At 63.6% G+C, this 26,068-nt stretch carries 24 protein-coding genes; 5 read left to right on the top strand and 19 right to left on the bottom strand.

All coding sequences use genetic code 11. The features are described 5' to 3' along the window. Positions 1 to 90: 90 nt before the first annotated feature. From RX328_RS03355 to RX328_RS03325, 7 genes are all read right to left on the bottom strand, one after another. Positions 91 to 819, bottom strand: a complete 729-nt coding sequence (locus tag RX328_RS03355) for an ABC transporter ATP-binding protein (protein WP_213254709.1) — start codon at positions 817 to 819, stop codon at positions 91 to 93. Continuing rightward, positions 812 to 1,579, bottom strand: coding sequence for an ABC transporter ATP-binding protein (locus tag RX328_RS03350; RefSeq protein ID WP_213254711.1), 768 nt, complete (start codon positions 1,577 to 1,579; stop codon positions 812 to 814). The genes RX328_RS03355 and RX328_RS03350 overlap by 8 nt, the downstream gene beginning before the upstream one ends. Further along, on the bottom strand, positions 1,572 to 2,519 hold the full coding sequence (locus RX328_RS03345) for a branched-chain amino acid ABC transporter permease (RefSeq protein ID WP_213254713.1): 948 nt from the start codon (positions 2,517 to 2,519) through the stop codon (positions 1,572 to 1,574). Before RX328_RS03345 ends, RX328_RS03350 begins: the two co-directional genes overlap by 8 nt. Continuing rightward, positions 2,516 to 3,433, bottom strand: a complete 918-nt coding sequence (locus tag RX328_RS03340) for a branched-chain amino acid ABC transporter permease (protein ID WP_213254715.1) — start codon at positions 3,431 to 3,433, stop codon at positions 2,516 to 2,518. Before RX328_RS03340 ends, RX328_RS03345 begins: the two co-directional genes overlap by 4 nt. Positions 3,434 to 3,686: 253 nt before the next feature. Then, the gene (locus tag RX328_RS03335; RefSeq protein ID WP_213254717.1) at positions 3,687 to 4,862 is read right to left on the bottom strand and encodes an ABC transporter substrate-binding protein; all 1,176 of its coding nucleotides are present in this window, start codon (positions 4,860 to 4,862) and stop codon (positions 3,687 to 3,689) included. 328 nt (positions 4,863 to 5,190) lie between these two features. Next, entirely contained in the window at positions 5,191 to 6,078 is an 888-nt protein-coding gene (locus RX328_RS03330) for a sigma-70 family RNA polymerase sigma factor (protein WP_213254719.1), read from the bottom strand. Then, positions 6,079 to 6,408, bottom strand: a complete 330-nt coding sequence (locus RX328_RS03325) for a hypothetical protein (protein WP_213254721.1) — start codon at positions 6,406 to 6,408, stop codon at positions 6,079 to 6,081. It abuts the gene before it with no gap. A 196-nt stretch (positions 6,409 to 6,604) separates the two neighbouring features. Between RX328_RS03325 and RX328_RS03320 the strand changes: the two genes are divergently transcribed. Further along, positions 6,605 to 7,879, top strand: coding sequence for an NAD(P)/FAD-dependent oxidoreductase (locus tag RX328_RS03320; RefSeq protein ID WP_213254723.1), 1,275 nt, complete (start codon positions 6,605 to 6,607; stop codon positions 7,877 to 7,879). 36 nt (positions 7,880 to 7,915) lie between these two features. Here RX328_RS03320 and RX328_RS03315 read toward each other — a convergent pair whose 3' ends face one another. The 4 genes from RX328_RS03315 to RX328_RS03300 form a co-directional block, all read right to left on the bottom strand. Next, positions 7,916 to 9,496, bottom strand: coding sequence for a tannase/feruloyl esterase family alpha/beta hydrolase (locus RX328_RS03315; protein ID WP_249727012.1), 1,581 nt, complete (start codon positions 9,494 to 9,496; stop codon positions 7,916 to 7,918). Between the two features lie 339 nt (positions 9,497 to 9,835). Beyond that, positions 9,836 to 11,050: an ABC transporter substrate-binding protein gene (locus tag RX328_RS03310; RefSeq protein ID WP_213254725.1), complete on the bottom strand. Its 1,215-nt coding sequence runs from the start codon at positions 11,048 to 11,050 to the stop codon at positions 9,836 to 9,838. 78 nt (positions 11,051 to 11,128) lie between these two features. Continuing rightward, positions 11,129 to 11,452, bottom strand: a complete 324-nt coding sequence (locus tag RX328_RS03305; RefSeq protein WP_213254727.1) for a 2Fe-2S iron-sulfur cluster-binding protein — start codon at positions 11,450 to 11,452, stop codon at positions 11,129 to 11,131. Positions 11,453 to 11,462: 10 nt separating this feature from the next. Next, positions 11,463 to 12,698, bottom strand: a complete 1,236-nt coding sequence (locus tag RX328_RS03300) for a cytochrome P450 (protein WP_213254729.1) — start codon at positions 12,696 to 12,698, stop codon at positions 11,463 to 11,465. A gap of 80 nt (positions 12,699 to 12,778) precedes the next feature. Between RX328_RS03300 and RX328_RS03295 the strand changes: the two genes are divergently transcribed. Then, positions 12,779 to 13,309 carry a MarR family winged helix-turn-helix transcriptional regulator gene (locus RX328_RS03295; RefSeq protein WP_213254736.1) on the top strand — a complete coding sequence of 177 codons (531 nt, stop codon included), beginning with the start codon at positions 12,779 to 12,781 and terminating at the stop codon, positions 13,307 to 13,309. A 243-nt stretch (positions 13,310 to 13,552) separates the two neighbouring features. Here the strand turns inward: RX328_RS03295 and RX328_RS03290 are convergent, their stop codons facing one another. Beyond that, entirely contained in the window at positions 13,553 to 14,746 is a 1,194-nt protein-coding gene (locus tag RX328_RS03290; RefSeq protein WP_409410884.1) for an ABC transporter substrate-binding protein, read from the bottom strand. 162 nt (positions 14,747 to 14,908) lie between these two features. Between RX328_RS03290 and RX328_RS03285 the strand changes: the two genes are divergently transcribed. Further along, a complete protein-coding gene (locus tag RX328_RS03285; RefSeq protein WP_213254738.1) occupies positions 14,909 to 15,412 on the top strand; it encodes a MarR family winged helix-turn-helix transcriptional regulator in 504 nt (167 codons plus the stop codon). 318 nt (positions 15,413 to 15,730) lie between these two features. On the opposite strand, the gene RX328_RS03280 is transcribed toward RX328_RS03285, so the two are convergent. Next, the gene (locus RX328_RS03280; RefSeq protein WP_213251696.1) at positions 15,731 to 17,593 is read right to left on the bottom strand and encodes a feruloyl-CoA synthase; all 1,863 of its coding nucleotides are present in this window, start codon (positions 17,591 to 17,593) and stop codon (positions 15,731 to 15,733) included. 114 nt (positions 17,594 to 17,707) lie between these two features. Here RX328_RS03280 and RX328_RS03275 point away from each other — a divergent pair, with 114 nt between their 5' ends. Further along, complete coding sequence (locus tag RX328_RS03275; RefSeq protein ID WP_213251695.1) at positions 17,708 to 18,241, top strand: MarR family transcriptional regulator; 534 nt, start codon at positions 17,708 to 17,710, stop codon at positions 18,239 to 18,241. Positions 18,242 to 18,448: 207 nt separating this feature from the next. Further along, positions 18,449 to 20,257 carry an allophanate hydrolase gene (atzF, locus tag RX328_RS03270; protein ID WP_213251694.1) on the top strand — a complete coding sequence of 603 codons (1,809 nt, stop codon included), beginning with the start codon at positions 18,449 to 18,451 and terminating at the stop codon, positions 20,255 to 20,257. 131 nt (positions 20,258 to 20,388) lie between these two features. Here the strand turns inward: atzF and RX328_RS03265 are convergent, their stop codons facing one another. The 6 genes from RX328_RS03265 to RX328_RS03240 all read right to left on the bottom strand — a co-directional run bounded on the left by RX328_RS03265 (position 20,389) and on the right by RX328_RS03240 (position 26,061). Further along, the gene (locus RX328_RS03265; RefSeq protein ID WP_213251693.1) at positions 20,389 to 21,093 is read right to left on the bottom strand and encodes a GntR family transcriptional regulator; all 705 of its coding nucleotides are present in this window, start codon (positions 21,091 to 21,093) and stop codon (positions 20,389 to 20,391) included. Then, complete coding sequence (gene hpxZ / locus RX328_RS03260; RefSeq protein ID WP_213251692.1) at positions 21,090 to 21,518, bottom strand: oxalurate catabolism protein HpxZ; 429 nt, start codon at positions 21,516 to 21,518, stop codon at positions 21,090 to 21,092. The genes RX328_RS03265 and hpxZ overlap by 4 nt, the downstream gene beginning before the upstream one ends. Positions 21,519 to 21,520: 2 nt before the next feature. Further along, positions 21,521 to 22,918 (bottom strand): AtzE family amidohydrolase, encoded by a 1,398-nt coding sequence (locus RX328_RS03255; RefSeq protein ID WP_249726394.1) that lies wholly within the window; start codon positions 22,916 to 22,918, stop codon positions 21,521 to 21,523. Between the two features lie 7 nt (positions 22,919 to 22,925). After that, positions 22,926 to 23,111, bottom strand: coding sequence for a DUF4089 domain-containing protein (locus tag RX328_RS03250; RefSeq protein ID WP_409410791.1), 186 nt, complete (start codon positions 23,109 to 23,111; stop codon positions 22,926 to 22,928). A 132-nt stretch (positions 23,112 to 23,243) separates the two neighbouring features. After that, positions 23,244 to 25,046, bottom strand: coding sequence for an ABC transporter ATP-binding protein (locus RX328_RS03245; protein WP_213251689.1), 1,803 nt, complete (start codon positions 25,044 to 25,046; stop codon positions 23,244 to 23,246). A 115-nt stretch (positions 25,047 to 25,161) separates the two neighbouring features. Beyond that, complete coding sequence (locus tag RX328_RS03240; protein WP_213251688.1) at positions 25,162 to 26,061, bottom strand: ABC transporter permease; 900 nt, start codon at positions 26,059 to 26,061, stop codon at positions 25,162 to 25,164. Between the last annotated feature and the right edge of the window lie 7 nt (positions 26,062 to 26,068).

Genomic DNA, 26,068 nt, shown 5'->3' with positions numbered 1-26,068 from the left:
AGGATCGACGGCCACCAGCCGGGCCGTGCATCCTTCGAGGCTCGCTCTGCTCGCGCCTCAGGATGACGGTGATAGATCTCGCCTCCAGTCTCAAATCCCGAGATACCGGTGCTGCAAATCCGGCTCGGCAATCAACTGCTCGCTCGTCCCCGTCCATACCGTGCGCCCGCGCTCGATGATGTAGTGGCGGTCGGCGATGCGGGAGAGGTTGGCGACGTTCTTGTCGATCACCAGCACCGATTGGCCGCGGCCCTTCAGCATCGAAAGGCAGTTCCAGATTTCCTCGCGGATCAGCGGTGCGAGGCCTTCAGTGGCTTCGTCGAGGATCAGAAGCTTCGGGTTGGTCATCAGCGCGCGACCGATCGCCAGCATCTGCTGCTCGCCGCCGGACAGCGTCACGCCCATATTGTTGCCGCGCTCGGCGAGCCGCGGAAACAGCGCGTGGATTTTCTCGATGGTCCAGGGATCGGCATTGCCGGCGCGGTTGCCCGAGGCCGCCACCAGATTCTCGTATACCGTCAGATTCGGAAAGATCTGGCGTCCCTCCGGCACCAGGCCGATGCCCAGTTTTGCAATTCGGTAGGACGGCAGGCTGCGCACTTGCTCACCCGCGAAGCGGATATTGCCCGCGCGGGCCGGCGTCATGCCCATGATGGAACGGACGGTCGTGGTCTTGCCCATGCCGTTGCGCCCCATCAGGGCGACCATCTCACCCGCACGCACCTTCAGCGACAGGCCGAAAAGCACCTGGCTGAGGCCGTAGCAGGTCTCGATCCCCTCAACTTCGAGCAGGGTTTCGGCGGCTTTTGACTCAGCCATGGCTGACCACCACATGCTGATCGCCGAGATAGGCGCGCTTGACTTCCTCATTATTCCGGATGGCGTCGGGATCACCCGAGGCGATCACGCGGCCATAGACCAGCACCGTGATGCGGTCGGCGAGGGCGAACACCGCCTCCATGTCGTGCTCGACCAGCACGATGGTGACTTCCTTCCGCAGCTCCTTCAGCAAAGCCACCATGCGCGCGGATTCGGTGGTGCCGAGGCCGGCCATAGGCTCGTCGAGCAGCAGCAATTGCGGCTTTGTGGCGAGCGCGACCGCCAGCTCGAGCTCGCGCTGTTCGCCGTGGCTTAATTCCGACACGAGTACGTCGGCGCGCCGCGCGAGCCCTACCCGGGTCAACGCGGCCTGCGCCGCGTCGCGCAGATGCCTCTCTTTGCGCGCCGAGCCCCAGAAACGGAACGAGTGACCGTCATGGGCTTGGGCTGCGAGCGCGACATTGTCGGCTGCGGTAAAATCCGGCAGCAGACAGGTGATCTGGAACGAGCGCGCCAGGCCAAGCCGGCTGCGCTGATAGGGCGGCAGCCGCGTGACCTCGCGGCCGGCGAAGTGAATGGTGCCGGAATTCGGCATCAACTGTCCAGTCAACTGGCTGATCAGCGTGGTCTTACCGGCGCCGTTCGGGCCGATGATGGCGTGCAGTTCGCCCGGCACGACATCGAGCGACAGATTGTCCGTCGCGAGAATGCCGCCGAAGCGCCGGATCAGGTTTTCGACGCGGAGCAAGGGTTCAGCCACGGCTCCACCTCCCGAGCAGGCCCATGATGCCGCCGCGCGCGAACAACACGATCAGCAGCAATAGCGGGCCCATGATCAGCGCCCAATATTCGGTGAATTGCGACAGGACTTCTTCCAGCAGGAGGAACACGATGGTGCCCAGGACGGGACCGAACAGCGAGCCCATGCCGCCGAAGACCACCATCACCATGAGTTCGCCGGAGCGGGTCCAGTACATCCCGGCCGGGCTGATGAAATCGGTGTTGTTGGCGAGCAGCGCCCCGGCGAGGCCGCAGATCGTGCCAGAGATGACGAAGCAGACGAGACGATATCGGTTGGCGTGAAAGCCGATCGCCTGCATGCGTTGCTCGTTGGAACGGACGCCCTGCACCACCATGCCGAACCGGGAGTTGATGATGCGCCAGATCAGATAGACGCCCCCGAACAGGCAGAAGAGGCAGAGATAGTAGAACTGCACGCGGTTCGACAGGTCGATCAGGCCGCCGAAAGTGCTGCGCTTGTAGATGGTGAGGCCATCGTCGCCGCCATAGCGAGAGAGACCCGAGGCGATGTAATAGGCCATCTGCGCGAAGGCGAGCGTGATCATGATGAAGTAGACGCCGCGCGTGCGGAGGCTGAGCGCACCGATCACGAGCGCATAAAGCGCCGACAGCGCCAGCGCGACCGGCCACTGGATGAAGCCGGAGCCGATGCCTTCATGGGCGAGAATGCCCACGGCGTAGCCGCCGATGCCGAGATAGGCGGCGTGGCCAAAACTCATCATGCCGCCATAGCCCATGATGAGATTGAGGCTTGCGGCAGCCAGCGCGAAGATGACGATCCGGGTGAACAGCGTCAGGATGAAGATGTCGCCGGTCAGCGCCGAATAGACCGGCAGCAAGGTGAGGCCAAGCGCGACGAGCGCCACGATGACGTTGCGGGCGTTGATGTGAGATTTCATCGTTTGGTAGCCGGAAACAGCCCCTCCGGCCGCACCACGAGGACGATGGCCATCAGGAGATAGATCAGCATCGACGACAATGCGGGTGCGGCGGTCGAAGCGGCGGCGGAACTCAGCACGGTGCGCAGGAGATCGGGCAGGAAGGCGCGGCCGAGCGTATCGATCATCCCGACGAAGATCGCGGCCATGAAGGCGCCCCGGATCGAGCCGATGCCGCCGATCACGATGATAACGAAGGCAAGGATGAGGATGTTCTCGCCCATGCCGATCTGCACCGTGAGGATCGGCGCCTGCATCAGCCCGGCAAGGCCCGCGAGCGCCGCGCCAAGCCCGAACACCAGCGTGAACAGCAGCTTGATATTGATGCCGAGCGCGCCGATCATTTCACGGTTGGAGGCGCCGGCGCGGATCAGCATCCCGATCCTGGTCCGCATCACCACGATGTAAAGCAGGGCTGCGACCGCCAGCGCGACCACGATGATCGACAGCCGGTAGGCCGGATAGAACACGCCGGGCACGATCTGGACCGGCACGGTCAGCCAGGCCGGCAGCGGCAGCGACAGGCCGGCGGGGCCCCAGATCAGCCGCACCGCGTCGTTGAAGAACAGGATCAGCCCGAAGGTCGCCAGCACCTGGTCGAGATGGTCGCGGCCGTAGAGATGCCGGAGCGCTACGAACTCAAGCAGAGTGCCGAGCAGCAGCGTGGCGCCGAGCGCGAGCAGGATGCCGAACACGAAACTGCCGGTCCACGCCACGAAGGTGGCCGCGAAATAGGCGCCCATCATGTAGAGCGAGCCGTGCGCCAGGTTGACGAAGTCCATGATGCCGAACACCAGCGTCAGGCCGGCTGCCAGCAAAAACAGCAGCAGGCCGAACTGCAGGCCATTCAGCGATTGTTCTACGAGGACGAGCATGAATCCTTAAACTCTGGATCTAACGCGGGATGACTCGTCGTCCCGCTCCATCTTTGGGCATGATCTTTTCGGAAAACCGGTTCCCACTTTGCACTAACGTGGCCCTCCGGGTCCGGATCATGCCCTAACAAAACAGCGGCAGCACATCTGCGCCGCCGCCATTTTTCTTGTTGGGCGGATGATCTGTCGTTAACCGCCCTCGGGTCAAGCCCGAGAGCACGTCCGCGAGATCATGCACCGGCCATGCCAACAATCACTTCTTCATCGGACATTTGTCGTGGAAGCGATCCTGGTCGTTCTCGACGATGGTCGCCACCGTCTTCAGCGAGAGCTGTCCGTCGGCATCCTTTACCACGTCCTGCAGGTAGAAGTTCTGGATCGGAATGTGGTTGTTGCCGTATTTGAACGGGCCGCGCACGGACTTGAAGTTGGCCTTCTCCATCTCGGCCTTCATCTCGTCCTTCTTCGAGGTGTCGCCCTTCACCGCAACCACCGCACTGTTGATCAGGTTTGCGGCGTCATAGGACTGCGCGCCGTAGAAGGTCGGGCGCAGGCCGGTGTACTTCTTGCGGTAGTCTTCGACGAACTTCTTGTTCTCGGGGAACGGCAAATCGTTGACCCATTGCTGCGCGCCGGGCACGCCGATCGCGTTTTCCTTCTGCAGCGGCAGCGACAATTCGTCGATCGTGAACGCGGTATAGAGCGGGATCTGCCCCTTCAGTCCGGCCTGGGCGTATTGATTGAGGAACTGGACACCGGCCGCACCCGGATAGAACACGAAGATCGACTCGGCCTTGGAATTCTTTGCCTTGGTCAGCTCGGCGGAGAAGTCGAGCTGGCTGGGCCACACCGTATATTCCTCGCCGACGACCTGGCCCTTGAAGGTGCTCTTGACGCCGGCCAGCATGTCCTTGCCGGCGGCGTAGTTCGGGCCGATCAGGAACACTGATTTCACGCCCTTCTGGTTCATGTAGGTGCCGACCGCCTGCGGGGTCTGGTCGTTCTGCCAGGAGGTCGAGAATACGTAGGGCGAACAGAGTTCGCCGGCGAGCTGCGATGGGCCGGCATTGGCCGTGATCAGGAAGGTTTTGGAATCGACCGCGGTCTTCAGCGAGGCGAGCAGCACGTTCGACCAGATGTAGCCGACGATGAAATCGACCTTGTCGGACTGGATCAGCTTTTCGGTCTTCTGCTTGCCGACATCGGGCTTCTGGCCGTCATCCTCATAGATCACCTCGACCGGCTTGCCGCCCATCTTGCGGCCGAGATGGTCGAGCGCCAGCTCGAACGAGTTGCGCATGTCGTTGCCGATCACAGCGGTCGGGCCGCTGAAGGTCGAGACAAAGCCGATTTTGATGGTGTCGCCCGCGAGCGCGGGCTGCGCCAGCGCCAGAACCATAGCGCCCGCCAGCCAGAATGCCTTTTTCATAATCACTCCCCTCCTGTTTATCACTCAAAACCCGGTCAACCGGGCGACCGGCAACGCTTGCTCCGCGCGCCTCTTATCTGTGAGGTGTTTTGTGCGCGAAATCGCCGGTCAGCGGCAAGCATGAACCCAAGGCTCCGGTTAGAACCTTCGGCGCATGCTTAAGCCACCTGCACCATAATTCGCGGATGGCGGGGATGGCAAGAAATATAATGCCGGTTGCCCCGGCAACAATTGTCGCGGTTTTGAGGGGCCGGGGAAGCCTGATGGGTCGACTGCTGCAGCCGGGCTGGCGCGCCGTGACGATGGCGCAACTTGCAGAAGCGCTCGTTCAGATCAGGTATTCAGCGCCATCAACGACGTAGGGCGCGTGGCGGAAATCCCTGATGGTCGCAACCTTGCCGGCCGACCAGCCGAGCAGCACGAAATATTTCGGCTTGGTGTCGCCTTCGTTGGGATCGAACACCAGGATGGCGGGGCGCCCCTCCACCAGCCCCGGCACCAGATGCCAGTCGCTGACCTTGTCGTAATTGCCGAAATAGCGGGACACTTCGGCCTTGCCGTTCAGGCGGGTTCTGCTGACCAGGTCGAGCCTGACATCGTCCGAGATCATGGCGCGGATGGCGTCGAAATCGCGCGCGTTGAAATGGGCCACATAAGCGCCGAGCCGCTCGCGATCGGCGTCGGATAGTTTTTGTTGCGGCGTGTCGTCCGGCTCATCGGCGATTTCCCGCAACTGCGCGCGGCCGCGATGCAGCGCAGCCTTGGCCGCGGGCAGGCTGCAATCCATCACCTCGCAGATTTCCTTCAGCGAGCAGCCGAGCACGTCCATCAGGATCACGCTCGCACGCTGTGGCACCGGCAACCGCATGAAGGTGCGCAAGGAGGTCGCGGCGATCTGGCGGCTCGCCACGGCATCGAGCTGGTCAACGATCATGTCCACCTCCGCTGGTCCCCGGAACGCTTCCTGGCGGTTGCGCCGGCGCAGAAAATCCAACGCGGTGTTGTGCGCAATGCGAAACAGCCAGCCTTCGGGATTGCCGAGCGTGCCGGCGGAGGCATGCGCCTCCACCGCCTTGATCATGGCGTCCTGCAGCACGTCCTCGCCGTCGATGACGGAGCCCACCATGCGCGCGCAATAGCGATGCAACCTTGGGCGCATCGCCACCAGCAGGCGCTCGATGTCAGAGCCGGCGGACGTCTCGGGAACCACTGTCATTCAGACTCCGGCAAGCGCGCTCTCGGTCTCACGCAACATGCGATAATTGCCGACGATGGTCACGCCTTTCGGCAGCGGCGGTTCGGCGCAACGCTCGCGAATGCCGTTCTGGAACGCCTGAAACGCCGCCAGTTTCGGCAAAGCGCTGGAGCCGTCATCGGCTGCGGTCTCGACGAAATGGATGAACGTATCATCCTCCAGCCGCAGCGACAGATAGCGGAATCCTTCCGGTTGCGCCGCCTCCAATTCGGCAAACACCGCCGCCACCAATTCGGCGTTCCTGTCGCTCATTTCCGGCTTGGTTTTGTACCTGATTACGGTCCGTCTCATGGTTTTCTCCTGTTCTGCGGCCATCTCGAGCCCAAGGACGTTTCGGAACAGGCAAAGGATGCGGTCCCGGAAAGAATCTTTTCGCCTTCCGCGATGCACTTTCGCTATCGGCCGATTAGCAAAGGCGTTTGGACCGCAGGCGAGAATGGCTACATAATCCAATGCGTTGAGACATCTGAAACCGGGGTCGCGTTCCATGACAACAGTGCCGAAAGAACCCCATCATGTCGTGATCGTCGGCGCCGGTTTTGGCGGTCTGGAGACCGCCTTTGGCCTGGCCGGGGCGCCGGTCCGGATCACGCTGATCGACCGTCGCAACCATCATCTGTTTCAGCCGCTGCTCTACCAGGTCGCGACCGCTTCGCTGGCAACGTCGGAAATTGCATGGCCGATCCGCTATCTCCTGCGCGACCGCCCCGAAGTGACGACGCTGTTCGCCAACGCGAATGGCGTCGATACCGAGGGAAAGCGCGTGCTGCTCGAAGACGGCGATACGATTTCCTACGACACGCTGATCCTCGCCACCGGCGCCCGCCACGCCTATTTCGGCCACGATGAATGGGAGCCGTTCGCACCGGGCCTGAAGACGCTGGAGGATGCCACCACGTTGCGGCGGCGCATCCTCGTCGCCTTCGAGCGCGCCGAGCGCGAGAAGGATCCGGCGCGGCGCGCGGCGCTACTCACCTTCGTTATCGTCGGCGCCGGCCCGACCGGCGTCGAAATGGCTGGAACAATTGCCGACCTCGCCAGGGACACGCTGCCGCCGGACTTTCGCAACATCGATACCCATAAGACCCGCGTTGTCCTGATCGAGGCCGGCCCGCGCGTGCTCGCCGGCTTTCCCGAGGATCTCTCCGCCTATGCGCAGCGCGCGCTTGAGGAGCTCGGGGTTGAGGTGGTGCTAGGGCAGCCCGTCACCGAGTGCGCCATCGACGGCGTGGTCTATGGCGGCAACAGGCTGGAGGCCAGAACCATTGTGTGGGCGGCCGGCGTGCGCGCCTCGCGCGCGGCGGAATGGATGAAGGCGCCGGCCGATCGCGCCTATCGCTTGAAGGTCGAGCCTGACCTGACCGTGCCCGGCCATCCCGATGTCTTTGCCATCGGCGATACGGTGACGATCGCAGGCCCCGACGGCAATCCCGTGCCCGGCATCGCGCCGGCGGCCAAGCAACAGGGGCGCTACGTGGCGGCGCTGATCAAGGCGCGCCTCTCCGGCGGCACGCTGCCGCCATTCCGCTACAAGCATGCCGGTAGCCTGGCGCAGATCGGCAAGAAGAAGGCCGTGATCGATTTCGGGCGCATCAAGCTGCGCGGCAATCTCGCCTGGTGGATCTGGGGCATCGCCCACATCTACTTCCTGATCGGCCTGCGCAACCGCCTGAGCGTCGCCTTGAGTTGGCTGTGGATCCACGCCCGCGACCAGCGCGCCGCGCGGCTGATCACGCAGGGCTCGAGCAAGGTCACGGGATAGGTTTCGCCTCGCAGGTATCCGTGCGGGCGGAGCCCCTCACGGCGCACAGGCGAAACTGGCGGCACTACTCGTCGGCCCCGATTTGTAATGCGGCCAAGCCGGCCATTGGCACAATGGCAACGCGCGCGTCGTCTCGAAGGCCGGCGCTTCGACCTTCTGCTCGATCACCTCGAGATCGCCAGGCGCCTTGCCGTTCTCGACCCAATCAACGAGCACGGCCAGCATATCGACATTGGCGGGCGCGCCGGAGCCGACATGGTCGACGCCGGGCGCCGTGTAGAGGCGGGCGAACTCCGCGGTCTTTTCCTTGCCCAATGTGCGCTGCACGTTCTCGAAGTAGCGTATCCCCGCGTAAGGGCTCTGGGCATAGTCGGCCATGTTTTCGAGAATCACGAGCTTGCCGCCGCGCGCGGCAAAGCGGCTCAGATCCGGATTGGTTGAATCCATCAACCGCGATACCTGCAGCAGCCGCTCCTTGTGATCCTCGGGTCTGTAGGTCGTGACGTCGAGCTTCGGATCACGCGCGAACACATATTGAATGCCGCCAGCGCCGTAGATCCAGGCGATGCCGTTCTGAGGCAGCGGCGGCTGCGCCGGCGCCGCCTTGCCTAGCCACCAGGCGACCCAGCCGCCGGTCGGACCGAACGCAGGAATGTTTTCGCCGGAGACGCCCCAGCCCGGATAATCATCAAGGCCGTTCTCCAGCGGAAACGAAAACTTGTACGTCGAATGCAGCGTCTTGATCGCCGCAATCTGCGCCTCGCTCAGGCACTGATCGCCGTTTTGGCCCGCCGCGCAGCGCAGTGTGCCCGGCTGGAATTTCGCCTTGCAGCCAACCGGGTCCAGCACCAGCGAATCCTCGGCGCCATCGGCCTTGTCACAAGCAGCAAGCACCGCCTTGGCCACAAGCTCGACCTGCGGGGGGCGGATCCAGCCCTCGCCCATCGTTGCAAGCCCCGACCGCGTCCCGGCGTGCTGCAGCCCAACCCAGTTGATGACGGGCACGCGGGCAAAGATGCCGTCAAAATCGTCGGGATAGCGCTGCGCCATCATCAGCCCCTCGCGGCCACCTTCCGACGATCCCATGAAATACAGCTTGGCCGGCGGGTTGCCGTAGGCACGCACCATCAGGGCAACCGCGGCGTCGCGCACGCGCTTGTAGGAACGATGGGCGAAATTCTCAAAGGCTTCGTCGTTGAGCGCAAACGTCTGCGGCGGCTCGCCCGGCTTGGTCTCGTGGCCGGAATCCGTGCCGTAGGTGACGAACCCGCGCGCCAGCGGCGACGGCGCGCCGAACGGATAAGCCGGCGGCAAGGCAAGCCCGGTGATCAGCACACCGTTGAAGCCGCCGCCGCCATATTGCAGCGAGCGGCCGTTCCACTCGACCGGAAGATTGACCTGAAATTTGATTGGCGGCGCCTTAGGATCTAATGGCGCGATCTGGCCGAGCACCTTGCAGAATTCCGGGTTGGCCGGGGTTATGCGCGCCGCCGGCGTCGGTGCTCTTTCGGCGACGGCGAGCGGCGATGGCGCGACCATGGTCGCAGAATCGATCCGCACGGCATTGTCGGTCGGCCGGATGAGATCGCTGCAGGTCGCGGCGGGATCGCCGGTCATCTTTGCGGCTGTCGCATCCGCGGCAAAGAACGAACTCGCAGCGGCCAGCGCAGCCAACTGAACCCACGCACGCATATCGAACTTGAGGCGTTGCATCGTTTCCTCCACTCTATCGTCCTGCAGCCGCGTTTTTCGGCCGGCCGTCAGGCCAACAATGGTTCGCGCCGTGCGGACGTCAATCGAAATAAGATTGCGCTGTGCCTGCCTCGCGTCTGACATCGATTATGCGGCGACGCCCTCACCCATAGCCGATGCTCCGCATCGGCGTTCTTCTGAAGAACGGCGGCCACAGGCCGCCTATGCCTCTCCCGCAAGCGGGAGAGGGCGCAGCAGTTCCTTTCACTTCACCAGCGAGCAGCCGCCGTCGGCGAGCGGGCGGAAGGCCTGGTCGGCCGGAATGGTCGAGACCAGCTTGTAGTAATCGTAGGGATATTTCGACTCTTCCGGCTTTTTCACCTCGAACAAGTACATCGGGTGGATAACGCGGCCGTCCTGGCGGATGGTGACATCGCCGAACAGCTTGTCCTTGCCCTTGAACTTCTTCATCTCGGGCACCGCATCCTTGGCGTGATCGCTGCCGGTCGCTGCCACTGCGTTGAGATAGGCGAGCGTGGAAGCATAGACGCCGGCCTGATTGCCGCTCGGCATCTTGCCGTTCACGCCCGGCCGCGCCGCGAAGCGCTTTGCAAACGCGCGGGTGTTTTCATCCATGTCCCAGTAAAACGCCTCGAACAGTTGCAGGCCCTGGCCCACCTTCAGCCCCATCCCATGGACGTCGTTGATGAACAGCAGGAACGCCACCATTGTCTGTCCGCTTTGCTGAAGCCCGAACTCGGCCGCCTGCTTCACCGCATTGACGGTGTCGCCCCCGGCATTGGCGAGGCCGATAACCTTGGCCTTGGAATTTTGCGCCTGCAGCAGAAGCGAGGCAAAGTCCGGCGTGTTGAGCGGATGCTTGGCCGAGCCCAGCACCTTGCCGCCGTGCTTTTCGATGTAGTTGGTGGCCTCGGCCTCGATGCCCTGGCCGAGCGCAAAATTCACCGTAATGAAGTACCATTCCTTGCCGCCGCGCGCCATCATCGCCGCCGCGGTCGAGTTGCCGGTCGCCCAGGCGTCATTGACCCACTGGATGGTGTTGGGAGAGCAGGACTTGCCGGTCAGGTCGGAGCTCGCCGTCGACGAAGCAAGGAACGTCATGCGGCTGTCGCGCAGCAGCGAATTGATGGTGAGCCCAACGGCGGAATTCGGCACGTCGACCACGGCATCGACACCATCGACGTCGAGCCATTTGCGCACGATCGCCGAACCGACGTCGGCCTTGTTCTGGTGATCGGCGTAGACGATCTCGACCTTGATACCCTTGCCGCCGCCATTGAAATCTTCCGCCGCCATGCGCGCGGCTTCCACCGAGCCCATGCCGTTGGTGTCCTGGAAGATACCGGAAATGTCGTTCAGCACGCCGATGCGCACGACGTTACCGGAAATTTCCGCGCGCGCCGCGGCCGATGCCACGCAAGACAAGGCAAGCGCCAGACCTAACCTGAAACCCCTCATTGTTCTCTCCCTTTCGAATTGGCTCTTGAGCGTTCCCGGACTTCGCCGGGTCTGACTTCAGTTCAGGCGATTAGGCCGTCACAATTGCCGGTCCGGCAGATTGAGAACCAAACCATCGAGATCGGCAGCAAGCTTGATCTGGCAGGACAGACGGCTGTTGGTCCGCCGTTCGGCGGCGGCGCCGTCCAGCAGCGCGTCCTCGTCGTCGCCGATGCCCGGCAGGCGGGCGAGCCAGCCCTCGTCGACATAGACATGACAGGTGGCGCACATCGCGTTGCCGCCGCATTCGGCCAGAATCCCACCGACATCGTGGCGCGTCGCGGCCTGCATCGCGCTTTCGCCATCGCCGGCGTCGATGCGCTGCGCCCGGCCGTCAGGGTGAACAAACGTGATGCTCGGCATGGGTGGTCCGTCAGGCCGGAGAAATCGTGATGGGGAGACTTTCGAGGCCGCGCAGCGTGTTGTTGTAGCGGCGCTTCACCGGGCCTGATATCTCGATACTTGCGATCTTGCGCGCGATCGCTGCCAGCATCACCTCGCCTTCGAGGCGCGCGAGAAGCTGGCCGACGCACATATGAATGCCCGAGCCAAAGCCGACATGGCCGGAGGTGCGGCGGGTCACGTCGTAACTGTCAGGATTTTCCCAGCGCCGCGGATCGCGGTTGGCGGCACCGAGGAACATCAGAACCTTTTCGCCTTCGCCGATGCGATGGCCGGCGAGTTCGACCTCGCGCGTCGTGGTGCGGAAGAAGGTCTGTACCGGGCTTTCGAAACGGATCGCCTCTTCGAACGCGTTGCGCGCCAGCGTCGGATCGCTGCGCAGCCGCGCAAGCTGATCGGGGAAACGCGCCAGGCAGTAGACGGCGGCGCCGATGCCGTTGACGGTGGTGTCGAGTCCTGCCGAAAGCAGCGAGCGCACCAACAGAGGGGCCTCTTCCGCCGTGATGTCGCCGGCATCGGCGCGGGCATGGATGCAGGCGCCGAAGCCGCCGGGCGCAAGATTTTCACGCTGGCATTGCGCGGCGACATATGCCTGGTGCGGCGCGGAGCGCTCGATCGCCTCCTGGCGCAACTGGTTCGGCGGCCCAAACGCGTTGAAGACCAGGCTAGCATAGGGCAGCAGGTTCTCCCGCCCCTCCTGCTTCAGGCCCATCGCATCAGGAAATACCGAGAGCGGATAGGCCTCCGCGAGATCGGCAACCGCATCGAAACTTCGACGCGCCAGCAATTCGTCGACCTTGGCCGCGGCCATCGCCGTGAAATGTTCGCGGACCTGCTTCATCGCCGTCGGCGACAGCACCTGGGCGAGCACCGCGCGCGTCCTGGTATGCGCCGGGGGGTCCGCTTCAAGGATGATGCTTTGCGGTCGCCACGGCTTCTCCTTGGCGAAATCGCTCAAGCCAACGCCGCGGCTCGAACAGAAGGTCAGGGGATCGTTGAGGACGGCGTGCACCTCGGCATAGCGTGCGACGCCATAGACGCCCCACTTTTCGAGCCAGACCACCGGCCCGGCCTCGCGGAGGACATTGTGGATCCGGTGCGGATCCTCGAAAAACTCGGTCGAGAACGGATCCACGTCCAGATGGGGCACGCCGGCCGGCGCACTCGGCTCCGGGGTTGCAGAATCGATCCGGGATGTCGCGCTCATGTGGGTCTCCTGCATAATGTTCTTGCAGAGCGGCGTGCGCTGTCTCTATGTCTGGAACGCTGGAGCAGCATCGGAAAAGCATGAGCAGGAACAGACAGGCGCGCGCGCCCCGTGCGGGCGCGGCAGGCAGGAGCGGACGGGCCGAACAGGTGCTCGACCTCGACCGTTACGTTCCGGCCCTCATCACCTTCATCGCCAACAAATTGTCGCGCAGCGCGACCGTGGTCTATCAGAAGCGCTTTGGGGTCAACGTCACGGAATGGCGGATCCTGTCGCTGCTCGCAATCGAGCCGGAAATTTCTGCGGCGCGGATCTGTCACGTGATCGGTTTCGACAAGGGACCCGTGAGCCGGACCCTGGCCGGCATGGAAGAACGCGGGCTGGTCAGCATCAGGGCCGACCGCGAGGACGGTCGCACCCACTCGATCTCGCTGACCCTGAAGGGCTATGCCACCCATGACCAGGTCATCGCGGTAGCGCTCGAACGCGAGCGTCGCCTGCTCTCCTGCCTGAGCAAGCCGGAGCGGGAGACCCTGATCGCGCTGCTGCTGCGGGTGCACGGCAATCTCGACGCCGTGAAAGGCGCGGGCGAAGTCAATACGCAGAGCTGAGCGGCGCCTATTAGCTACGCCGCGGCCACCCGACTGCGCACGCGACATCGCATAGCGTCGCGACGATCCGACACGCCCAAACATCCGTTTCTCCCTGTGCGGCCCGGCAATCTCCGTGCTCTGCGATCGGCCGCTCTTGTGAAAACACGCTCGCATAAATTGGTTGCCTTGGCAACATATACGGCAAGCCTCCGCGACCGATTTTCGGCGGCGGCCCGTTCGTACCGGCCGCCGCCAGTCAGATCATCTCTTGACCAGTGGGCAGTTACCGTCGCTTTCGGGACGAAAGGCCTGATCGCCCGGGATCGTAGCGACAACCTTCAACAGATCCCATTTTGACGTGGATTCGTCAGGCTTCTTCACCTCGAGCAGAAACAGCGGGTGAATCTTACGCCCATCGGCGCGGATGGTTCCCTTGCCGAACAGCGGATCGTCGGTTGGCATCGCCTTCATCGCCGACACTACGGCTTTGCCGTCGGCGGCACTGCCGACCTTGTCGACGGCCTTCAGATAATGCAGCACCGAAGCATAGACGCCGGCCTGCATGTCGTTCGGATAATTCTTTTGCGGATGGCGTTCGGCGAACCGTTTTGCAAAAGCGCGCGTGCCGTCGTTCAAATCCCAATAGAATGGATTCATGATCTGCGCGCCCTGGGCTGCCTTCAGGCCGAGCGCGGGAATGCCGTTCATGCCGAGGATCAATCCGACCAGCTTCTGCTTTTGCGTCAGCCCGAACTCCGCCGCCTGCTTGATCGAGGTGATGGTGTCGTCGCCGGCATTGGCGACGCCGACGATGTCGGCACCCGAGGCCTGCGCCTGCAGCAGGAAGGAAGCATAATCGGCGGTGCCGAGCGGATGGCGCACGGCGCCGAGCACTTCGCCGCCGGAGGCCTTGACGCCTTCCATCGCCTGCTTCTCCAGGTCATGGCCGAAGGCGTAATCGGCGGTCAGGAAGAACCATTTCTTGCCGCCTTGGGCTACCACGGCTTTGCCGAGACCGCGGCCATAGGCATACGTATCGTAGGTCCAGTGCACGGTATTCGGCGTGCACTTCTCGCCGGTGAGAAGCGCTGTGCCGGCGCCCGAGCCGATGAAGACCTTGTTCTTCTGCTCGCTCATATTGGCAACCGCGAGCGCAATCGCCGAGTTCGGCAAGTCGAAGATGGCGTCGATGCTTTCGGTGTCGTACCAGCGCCGCGCGATGCCTACGCCGACGTCGGTCTTGTTCTGGTGATCGGCCGTGATCACGTCGACCACCTTGCCGGCGGCCTTGCCGCCGTAATCCTCCACCGCCATTTGCGCGGCGATGACCGAACCGACGCCCTGGTACGTCGAGAACACGCCCGACTGGTCGTTGAGCACGCCGATCCGGACGCGGTCTTGGGCTTGGACTTGGGAAGCACTGGCGAACATTCCGCCGAGCGCGACCATGAGCATTCCTGTGCGAAAAAACTCTCGCATGCGTTTCCCTCCGGTATGGAAAAAGGCGGCCTTCGCGACCGCTTCGAAATTACTTATAACTTATAAGCATTTTGAGGATTGTCAATTCATGTGATGCCGTGCGAGCTATTGCCCATGGAACGAATCGGAAAAGTTTCGATGCGCAGGGGCAACGGAGCGGCCAGACCGGCCGTGCCGGACTCGGCGCGAAAACTCGATCTCACCGCGCTGCAGCAGACCCCGGGATTCATGATCCGGATCCTGCAGTTGGAAAACTTCGAGGCGTTCTATCCGTATTTCGAGTCCTTAAAACTTTCGCCGCTCGAATACGCCATCCTGGTTACGGTGCGGGACAACAAGACGGTGACGCAGAGCGAACTCGCCGCCGTGCTGAAGATGCAGCTCCCAAACCTCGTGAAAATCCTGTCGCGGATGGAGGAGACCGGCGTCTTGAAGCGGAAGCGATCCGCGCGGGACAAGCGCGCGGTCGAGCTCAGCCTCAGCGCGGCAGGCGAGAGGCGCGCTGACGAGGCCAGCCGGCTTGGCGAGAGCTTTAATGCGCAGACGCTTTCCGCGCTCAGCAAGAGTGAGCAGACAGCTTTCTTGCAGATGCTGGTTCGGCTGGTCGAGGCGCACAAGCACGCGGCGTCCCGACGCGCCTAGAGCATGATGAAATTGGGTTTGATTGCGACCACGAAGAAAGTGCGCTCCCTCTCCCGCTTGCGGGGGAGGGCTGGGGTGGGGGTGTCTCCGCGGGCGACACTGCCCGAGTGGAGGAAGCCCCACCCGGCGCTTCGCGCCGACCTCCCCCGCAAGCGGGAGAGGTGAAGCGCGTCTGCGGCCCAATCTTCCAACCAAAAATCATCATGATCGAGAGCCTTTTCGGTTCTGATTCAATCAGAACCGGGCTCTAGATTCTTGTTTTGACGCGTTTTCTTGACGCGAACCGGTGTCCACTTCGCTTGAAAACGCTCTGGCATTTCAGCCCGCGCAGCCGATCCATTCGGCCGAGGCGTCGTCGTCCAGCGTTGCCACTGCGCTCGCGCGCCGCGTCAACACCGCGCGCTGATTGATATAGCCCTTGTCGGTGATCTCGCCGCCGTCGACGGACGCAGGTTCGGCCAGCAGCAGCGCGCGTGTTGCGTGGCCGGACGAATTGCCAGCTTGCGCCTTCAGCCTCGCGAGCCCTTGGGCAATCGCACTTCGAACCTTGTCGTGGCCAATCACATCTTTCACGTCGGCGCTGTCGGGCAAACCGGCGTGTGCACGGCAGGCCGCAATATTCGGAAACACGAGGAAGCGAACCTCGTCGCTGCCATGGCCGGTCACGACAATGTCCTGCGCCAGCGACGCCAGAGCCGCGATGCCGGCGACGCGCAAGGTGCCGACGCTGACCCAGGTGCCCGAATTGAGCTTGAAGTCCTCGGCGACACGGCCATCGAAGAACAGTCCGAGTTCGGGACGCGCCGGATCGGCAAAGGTCACGGCGTCGCCGATGAGATAAAAACCCTCTTCGTCGAACGCCTGCGCGGTCAATTCCGGCGCCTTCCAGTAACCGGGCGTGACATTCGGGCCGCGCACCCGCACCTCCAGCTTGTCGCCTGACGGCACCAGCTTCAGTTCGGTCCCGGGGATCGGCACGCCGATGTTGCCGGAGCGCTTGGCCTGGAAGTGGCAATCGGTGGCGAGCGGCGAGGTTTCGGTCGAGCCCCAGGCCGACACCATCGGCAGCGCACGGCCAATGGTCTTGACCGAGAGTTCTTCCAGCGCGTCCCAAAGATTCTGCGGCAACGCTGCGCCGGCGTAGAAGGCGAACTTCACCTCGCTGAAAAACTTCTTCCGCAACTCGTCGTCGCCGCGCAGCGCCGCGATCAGCATGTCAAAGCCGCGCGGCACGTTGAAATAGACGGTTGGCATCACGCTGCGCAAATTGGCGAGCGAGGTCGCGAACAGCCCCGGTGCCGGCTTGCCGCCATCGACATAGAGCGTGCCACCGTTGCGCAACACCAGATTGAAATTGTGGTTTGCACCGAAGGTGTGGCTCCACGGCAGCCAGTCGAGGATCACGAGATCCTCGCCGATATCTTCGAGGAACGTCCAGGTCTGCGCTTTGGCCTGCTGGCTCGAGGTCAGCATGCGCTGGGTATTGATCACGGCCTTTGGCGTGCCGGTCGAACCCGAGGTGAACAGGAATTTTGCGATGGTGTCCGGCGTGACCGCGGCAAAAGCCGTTTCGACATCGGGTGTTTCCGGCGTTGCCGTGATGGCGCGGAAGGAGATCGCGTCGGCCGCGTCCGCACTGCCGCTGACGATGGTGGCCGAATGCAGTGGCTTGATCGCCGCCAGCGCTGCGGCAAACGGTTTTGTGCTGGCAACGTAAATCACGCCAGGCTCGAGCAACTCGACCATGCTCTTGAGCTTGTCGAAGTCCTTGGACATCAGCGAATAGGCCGGCGAAATCGCGGCCGATGGCACGCCGACATGCTGGGCGGCGAGCGCGAACAGCGCGTGCTCGACGCTGTTGTCGGACAGGATCACCAGCGGACGCTCGGCGCTTAACCCCTGCGCGAGAATCCAGCTGGCAGCCGAGCGCACCTGCTTCAACGCATCCTTGTAGGTGACGGTGCTCCACGGCGCATCAACGCTGGCGCGATCGGCGAGAAAGATCCGGTCAGGCGCCCGCCGCGCCCAGTGCTCCAGCCAGTCGCCGATGCAGCGCGCACTCGGCCGCAGCGGCGTGGTCGATTTCAGGATGATGCTGCCATCGGTCCGGCGATCGGCAACGATCGTGGGCGTCGCAAAAAGGTTTGGGGATTCGGCACCGCTTATGGCGGCGATGGTCATGGGCTTCCTCCTGCAGCCTCGAAAGGGCTGGCTTGAAGCTAATGTTTGAGCACAACAATTGTTGTCGTCAACAACAATCTTCCCCTTAGCTGCGTGAAGCGCTAGAAGGGAACGATGGCGAGGAACAGTCAGGCACCCAGAATTGCCAACTCACGCGCTGGTATTCGGCCGCGCCCTGGCCGCGCGCGAAGTGAAAACGGCAACGCGCACAGCGATCTAGTGAATGGCGAAATCGGCCTCGACGCGCTGGCGGGCCACGCCGGCTATGCGGTGCGGCGCTTTCAGATCTGGATTTTTCAGGATTTCATTCGCACGCTCGGCGCTGTCGATATCCGGCCCACGCAGTATTCCGTGATGACGGTAATCGGCGCCAACCCGGGCCTGAGTCAGATGGCGGTGGCCAAGCGGCTCGGCATCGAGCGCGCCCGGCTGGTGCATCTCCTGGACAGTCTTGAACAGCGCGATCTCGTCAGCCGCATCAAATCCGCCACCGACCGGCGCTCCCACGCGCTGCACCTGACCGCGCGCGGCCGGACCGCGCTGGCGCAGTTCAAGCGGCTTGCCGCCGAACATGAGCGCCATGTGGCCGAAAAGATCGGCAAGGAGAACCGGGAGAAACTGCTGCAGATACTCTCGGACTTCACCTGATCGCGGCGGCGCCGCGCCTTGAGCTTCTCCGCCCAAATTTTAGGCACGTGCTCGACTGCGCGGCCCTCGCACAACACACGCTATTGCACAGTAAGTGTCTGAAATTACGTTTCTATCTTTGACACCTACCCTGACCGAGCCGTTGTACACAATGGCACATCGCTTGCTTCAGTCCGGGTAGCCTTTGCTCGCTGGAGTTTTGCTGCCATGGGGTCCGACGCGCCTGAAACCATTGCCGCCATCGTCGCCGCGCACCGCGCCGGCGCGTTCACCCCGGCGCAAACCGTCGCGCGCAGCTATCAGCGCATCCGCGACCATAATGATCCCGCCGTGTTCATCAGCCTGCGCGACGAGAAGGATGCGCTTAGCGAGGCTGAAGCGCTGGCCTCGAAAGATGCGGCATCGCTTCCGCTGCTCGGCGTGCCGGTGGCAGTGAAAGACAATATTGATGCGCGGGGCATGCCGACCACGGCCGCCTGCCCGGCCTTCTCGTATTCGCCCGCACAGGATTCCACGGCCGTCGCAAAACTGCGCGCGGCCGGCGCCATCGTGATCGGCAAGACCAATCTCGACCAGTTCGCGACCGGCCTGGTGGGCGTCCGCTCGCCTTACGGTATTCCCGTCAACCCGATCCGCGCTGATCTCGTTCCGGGCGGGTCGAGTTCAGGCTCGGCGGTTGCGGTTTCCGCCGGCTTGGTGCCGCTGGCGCTCGGCACCGACACCGCGGGCTCGGGCCGCGTGCCGGCGATGCTCAACAACATCGTAGGACTAAAGCCGAGCCTCGGGCTGATCTCCAACGCCGGGCTCGTCCCCGCCTGCCGCACGCTGGACTGCATTTCGGTGTTCTCGCTCACCGTCGACGACGCGATGATGGCACTAGCCGCGATGGCCGGACCCGATGGTGCCGATCCGTTTTCGCGCGACCGCCCGCTCGGACCCATGTCAGCATTTCCCGATAAACTCCGGCTTGGCGTGCCGCGCAATGGCCAATTGGTTTTCTTCGGCGACGCGGTTTCCGAGAAAGCCTATGACGAGGCGCTCAAGCGCTGGACGGCGCTCGGCGCCACGCTGGTCGAATTCGACCTCGAACCTTTTTATGAAACCGCGCGGCTGCTCTATGAGGGACCGTGGGTCGCCGAGCGTTACCTCGTCATCCGCGACCTGCTGGCATCCTCGCCGGATTCGATTCATCCGGTGACGCGCGAGATCACAGTGGCCGGCGCGCGGCTGACTGCGGCCGATACCTTCGCCTCGCTCTATCGCTTGCAGGCGCTGCGGCGGACGGCCGAGCAAACTTTCGCCAGTTTCGACGCGATGGTGCTACCGACGGCGCCGACCGCCTATTCGACGGCGCAGGTGCTGGCCAATCCGATCGAACTCAACAGCCGGCTCGGTACCTACACCAATTTTGTGAATTTGCTCGATCTCTGCGGGCTTGCGCTGCCGGCCGCGATGCAGCCCGACGGCATCCCGTTCGGTATCACGCTATTGGCGCCTGCGGGACGCGACGCGCAACTCGCCAGCATCGGTCGCATGTTTCATGCCGATACAAAACTGAAGATGGGAGCCAAGGGCGTGACCCAGCCAACGCTTGCTTTGCTACCGCCAGCGGCGGGCGGCGATGAAATCACCCTCGCCGTGGTCGGCGCGCATCTTTCCGGCATGGCGCTCAACGGCGAGCTGCAGGCGCTCGGCGCCCGCCTGCTTGAGGCGACCACGACAGCGCCGGACTACAAGCTCTACGCGCTCGATATCATGCCGCCGAAACCCGGCATGCTGCGCGTGGAGCAAGGTGCAGGCAGTTCGATCAAGCTCGAGCTTTGGGCGTTGTCGGCGACAGCCTTCGGCAAATTCGTCGCCGCTATCCCGCCGCCGCTCGGCATCGGCACGATACGGCTGGCCGACGAAAGGGGCGTAAAGGGATTTCTGGTCGAGCCCGCCGCAATCAACGGCGCGCGCGATATTTCGGCCCACGGCGGCTGGCGCGCGTTCATGGCGGAGAAAGCGGCGGTGTAGCCCCTCGTGTCCCGGACGCGGCGCGGCGTGCAACGCTGCTCCGCAGAGCCGGGACCCACTTCTGGACCCCGGCTCAGCAGCGCACCACTACGTGCTGCGCTGCGTCCGGGGAACGCATAGTGAGAGAATTCTTACACCGACACCGCGTAAATTTCGTACTCCCCGCGCACCAGCTCGATATGCGCGCGCATCGCGGCCGCCGCACCGCTCTTGTCGCCGCGCATGATCGCAACCACGACGCGGTCGTGCTCGGCGTGCGACTTTGCCAGCCGCCCAAGATTGCGGAACTGGGCGCGGCGGAACGGCTGCACGCGCACCCTTGTGGCCAGCGTCATCTCGGCGATGTAGCTGTTCTGCGAGCCGGCATAGATCGCGTTGTGAAAGCGCTCGTTGACCGCGTGAAAGCGTTCGGGATTGCCGGCATGGCTCAGCACCCGCAACTCCTCGTGGATTGCTTCCAGTTTCTGACGGTCCCCCGGCGGCATCCGTTCGGCCGCGAGCCCGGCGCACAGCGCTTCCAGCTCCGCCATCGCTTCGAACATTTCGGTCAGCCGGTCCAGCGAGGGCTGCGCCACCACGGCGCCGCGATGGGCGCGGGCTTCCACGAGACCACTTGCCACCAGTTGGCGCAACGCTTCACGTACCGGCGTGCGGGACACAGCAAAGCGCCGGGCGATATCGGTCTCATCGAGCGCTGAACCCGGCGGCAATACGCCGCGCACGATCTCATCGGCAAGCTGCAGCCGCAGTTCTTCCGCGCGCGTGACCTTGTCCAGCTGCGACGAAGGGCGATCGACGCGGCGAACCGTGGCTTCCGGCAGATCTTCCAGACTCATGGCGTTTGATCCGTTTGGTTGGAAGACGCTTGCTCGGAAGATTTGGGCTCGTCGATGATGCTGACATGGGCCGCGACGATCTTCCAACCTTCGGAAAACCGTATCCAGGTTTGCATCTGCCGCCCTACCCTGCCGGGTGCGCCATCGCGATAGAACAGCGTCGAGGCAACGGCGGTATCGCGGCCATAGGTCGTGATCACGGTCTTGTCGGTCCGCCGCATCAACCCGACCGGCGAGCGTGCGGCGCGGAAGGCCATGATGGCGTCATAGCCGTAGAGATTTTCGCCGATGCCATAGCGCAGCGTGCGGGGATCGTTATGGAACAGCTCGTCGAGCACCGCGACATCGTTCGACACCAGCGCCTTTTCGTAGCGCTGGAATTGCGCGGTGACTTCGGCCACTACCTCGGGAAGATCGATCTCCATGGCTACAGTCCTCTCGGCGCAGGCGCTGCCGCAACACCCATCCGCTCCAGCGCATGCGCAACTCGCAGCGCGATGTCTTCCCGCCAGGGCGCGGCGATGATCTGCACGCCGATCGGCATCGGCTCTAGCGGCACCGGCACCGCCACCACCGGCAGGCCGATGAACGAAATCGGCTGGGTGTGGATGCCGATATTGGCGCGTACCGGCAATTCGACGCCGTCGAGCACGAAGTTTACCTGCCCGAGCTTGGGCGCGATGCAGGGCGTCGCCGGTGCGATGATCACGTCCACCGATTGGAACAGCTCCAGCACCCTTGCCCGATACCAGCGGCGGAATTTTTGCGCGCGATCGACCAGCGGCGCCGGAACCATGGCACCGGCGATCAGGCGGTCACGCACGGCGGGGTCGAAATCGTTCGGACGCTTGCGCAGGCGATCGAGATGCAGCGATGCGCCCTCGGTCGTGGTGATCACGTAAGCCGCGGCGCGGGCGCGCGCGGCCTCGGGAATCTCGACTGTCTTGGTCGCGTTCAGCGCCTTGGCGATGCGCGCCACGGCCTCGACCGCTTCCGGAAAGACGTTCTTCTGAAAGTACCCGCCGGCCACCGCGACTCGCAAGCCGTCGATGCCTTGGGCCAGCAGCGGCGCAACCGGTTCGACCGGCCGTGTCGTGCAGGCGGCGTCATCGGCATCCGGTCCCTGCAGGGCGTCATAGGCCAGCGCGAGGTCGCCGACATTGCGCGCCAGCGGCCCGAGATGATCGAGGCTTGCGACAAAGGGAAACGAGCGGGCGCGTGACAGCCGGCCGTAGGTCGGCTTCAGCCCAAAGATGCCGCAGAACGACGACGGCACGCGGATCGATCCGTTGGTATCGGACCCCAGGGCGATCGGAACAAGAGCGCCGCCGACCGCACTGCCCGAGCCACCCGACGAGCCGCCGGTCATCCGCGTCGGATCATGCGGATTGCGCGACGGGCCGTCATGCACGTTCTCGCCGGTAAAGTCATAGGCGTATTCGCCCATGTTGAGCGCGCCGACCAGCACGGCGCCGGCCGCTTCCATGCGTTCGATCAGCTTAGCGTCGCGCGGTGACGGGGCAAGATCACGGTTGATCTTCGATCCGGCGCGGGTGGCAAGACCCTTCACGTCGAACAGGTTCTTCACCGCGAACGGCACGCCGGCAAGCGGCCCCACGTTCTGGCCGGCGGCGATGGCGGCATCAACTGCGCGGGCTTTTGCGCGCGCGCGATCAGCGGTGATGTCGGTAAACGAGTTCAGCACGGAATCATGTTTGGCGATTCGCGCCAGTGCGGCTTCGGTCGCGTCGATTGCGGATAGCTTGCCGCCTGCGACGGCCTGCGCGATTTGTTGGGCCGATAGCCCGTCACTGTTCACGGTCATAACCTTATCACGCTGTGTAGACGCTGGCCGGCTCGGTCTCGTCCAGCAGCGGGAATTCATCGACCAGCCGCGCCAGCCTCAGCGACACTTCGAGGTTCGCCCGCACTGCGGGACGCCAGGCTTCCTCGACCGGCAGCGCCAGCGCCTTGGCGACGGCATCGATGTAATTGTCCAGGGGATTCTCGGTCGTCACGGCTCTCTCCTTCTTGGTCATCGCCCGGCTTGACCGGCGATCCAGTAACCACCGGCGGTGATTACTGGATGCCCGGTCGGAGCCTGTCATCCGGCCGGCCAATTGGCCGGACCGGGTGGCGGGGCATGACAACTAAACCGGCAACGGCGGATGCGGGATCGCCGTCAGCAATTCCTTGGTATAAGCGTCCTGCGGATCACCGAGCACGCGTTCGGATGGACCCTGCTCGACGATTCGCCCCGCCCGCATCACGATGACACGATCGCAGAGCAGACGCACCACATTGAGATCATGCGACACGAACAAATAACTCATGCCCATGGATTGCTTGAGGTCCTGTAGCAGATTGAGCACGACGGCCTGAACGGAGACGTCGAGCGCTGCCGTGGGCTCGTCGAGGATCACCAGTTTGGGATGCAGCGCAATCGCGCGCGCGATGCCGACGCGGGCTTTCTGGCCGCCGGACAATTGGTGCGGGAAGCGATCAAGCAGGTCGATCGGAAGGCCGACCAGGCCGACGAGTTTCTCGCAGCGGGCACGCAGGGCGTCGCGGCCCTTGATGTCGCCGAGCTGCAGAAGCGGATCGGCAATGGCGCGCGCGGCGGTGAAGCGCGGATTGAGGCTGTCGGTCGGGTCTTGAAATACCATCTGGATGCTCTTGCGCAGCGGCAGCCGCGCAAAGGCCTGCGGCAGAATGGCGCCGATCTCCTCGCCATCGAAACTGATGCGTCCGGACGTCTGGTCCAATAGCCGCATCACCATCATCGACGTCGTCGATTTGCCGCAGCCGGATTCACCAACGAGGCCAACGCTCTCGCCGTGGCCGACAGTGAAGCTGATGCCGTCGACGGCGCGGAAGACTTCCGCTTCCACCGGCGGCTTGCGGGAGAACAGCTTGCCGAGCACGGCAGTGGCGCCCTGGCGCGGGTATTCTTTCACCAGCTTTTCGACGAGGAGGAGGGGTTTCTGCTCCCTCTCCCCGCTCTTCGCGGGGAGAGGGTCGGGGTGAGGGGCTGTTTCAGCGAGCACGTTGTGCGGAGAGTGCCCCTCACCCGCCGCACTTCGCGCGTCGACCTCTCCCCGCGTGCGGGGAGAGGTAGAGACTGCCGCCTCGTCTTCGGGAAGCAGATCCCGCAACGACACCCCGATCCTCGGCGTCGCGCGCATCAATTTCTTCGTATAGGCGTGCTCTGGCTTCGCAAAAATATCCGCCGACTTCGCCGTCTCCACCACACGGCCCTTTTCCATCACCACCACGCGGTCGCAATAGGCGGCGGCGAGGCCTAGATCGTGCGTGATCAGGATCGTCGACATGTGCCGCCGCTTCGTCAGCTCCACGATCAGGTCCATCACCGCCTTCTGCGTGGTGACGTCGAGGCCGGTGGTCGGCTCGTCCGCGATCAGGAGCTGCGGATTGCAGGCCAGCGCCAGCGCGATCACGACGCGCTGGCACATGCCCCCCGAAAGCTCGAACGGATAGGCATGATAGCGCTCGCGCGGACGAGCAATCTTGACCTGCTCCAGCGCCTCGATCGCCTTCTCGCCGCGGTCGCTCGCCGCGCTCTGCACATGCTGGCGCAGTACGTCCTCGATCTGGTCGCCGACTTTCCGGATCGGGTTCAGCGCCGCGCGCGGGTTCTGGAAAATCATCGAGATTTCCCGGCCGCGCAAATCGCGCATCTCGTTCTCGGTCGCAGCCTTGACGTCAATGCCGGAGAACATCACCGAACCGGCGGCGATCCTGCCGGCGCGGTCGAGGATCCGCATCACCGCATATGATGTCACCGACTTGCCGGAACCGGATTCGCCGACGATGCCCAGCGTCTCGCCCTTGGCCACGGAGATGTTGACGTGCTGTACTGCTTTCACGATGCCGCGCCGGGTAGTGAATTCGACGGTGAGGTCGTGGACATCGAGAAGGGGCTGGGCCGTCATGATGACCTCCGCAAAAATCTCGAAAACAACCCCATGCAAAGTAGAACGATCAGCACTCCTGTCGCATTTCCTTCCCCCATGCGGGGGCAGAGGCGAGTGAAGCTTGAATCAGCCATCACGTCCTCCGCTGCGGATCGACGATGTCACGCAGGCCGTCGCCGAGCAGGTTGAAGCAGAACACCGCGATCATCAGCGCCAGCCCCGGGAACAGCGCGATCCACCATTCGCCCGACACCATGAAGGTGGCGCCTTCCGCGACCATGATGCCCCATTCCGCCGTCGGCGGGCGCACGCCAAGGCCGATGAACGAGAGACCGGCGGCGTTGAGGATCGCGTAGCCCATGGTCAGCGACATCTGCACGATCATGATCGGCATGATGTTGGGCAGGATGTGGACCAGCAGGATCCGCATCTCGCCATTGCCGGACAGCCGCGCCGCCTGGACGAAGCCGGCGTTGCGGCGGACATTGGCTTCGGCGCGGGCGACGCGGGCGTAGAGCGGAAAGTTCACGATCGCGGTGGCGATGATGATGTTCTGTACGGTATTGCCGAGCGCCGCCACGATGCCCATTGCCAGCACGAACAGCGGAAAAGCCATAATAGTGTCGGCGATGCGCCCGACGATGCGGTCGGTCCAGCCGCCGAAATAGCCGGCGGCGATGCCGGCCAGCCCGCCCATCAGGAACACCAGCGCCACCGAGGCGACCGCGATGAACGTATCGAGCCTGGTGGCGACGATGACGCGGCTGAAGATATCGCGGCCCAATTGGTCAGTGCCGAACCAGTGCGCCGCCGACGGCGGCTTCAAGGCTGAAGCAGTATCGCTGGCGAGCGGATCGTAGGGCACGATGTAGGGGCCGAAGATCGCGGCAAACAGGATGATGACGAGCAGGCCGAAAGCAAAGGCGGTGACGCGGTTTTCGCCGAGCACGTAGCGGGTGTGCTCGAACATCGCAGCGAACCCCGAGGTACGCGCGGGAGCAGCAGGCTCAACGGCAGGCGCAACGCTACTCATCTTCGAA

This window comes from Bradyrhizobium sp. sBnM-33, assembly GCF_032917945.1.
Taxonomy (GTDB): domain Bacteria; phylum Pseudomonadota; class Alphaproteobacteria; order Rhizobiales; family Xanthobacteraceae; genus Bradyrhizobium.
The sequence above is the reverse complement of the archived record's forward strand: the minus strand, read 5'-3'. Positions and strand labels throughout refer to the sequence as shown.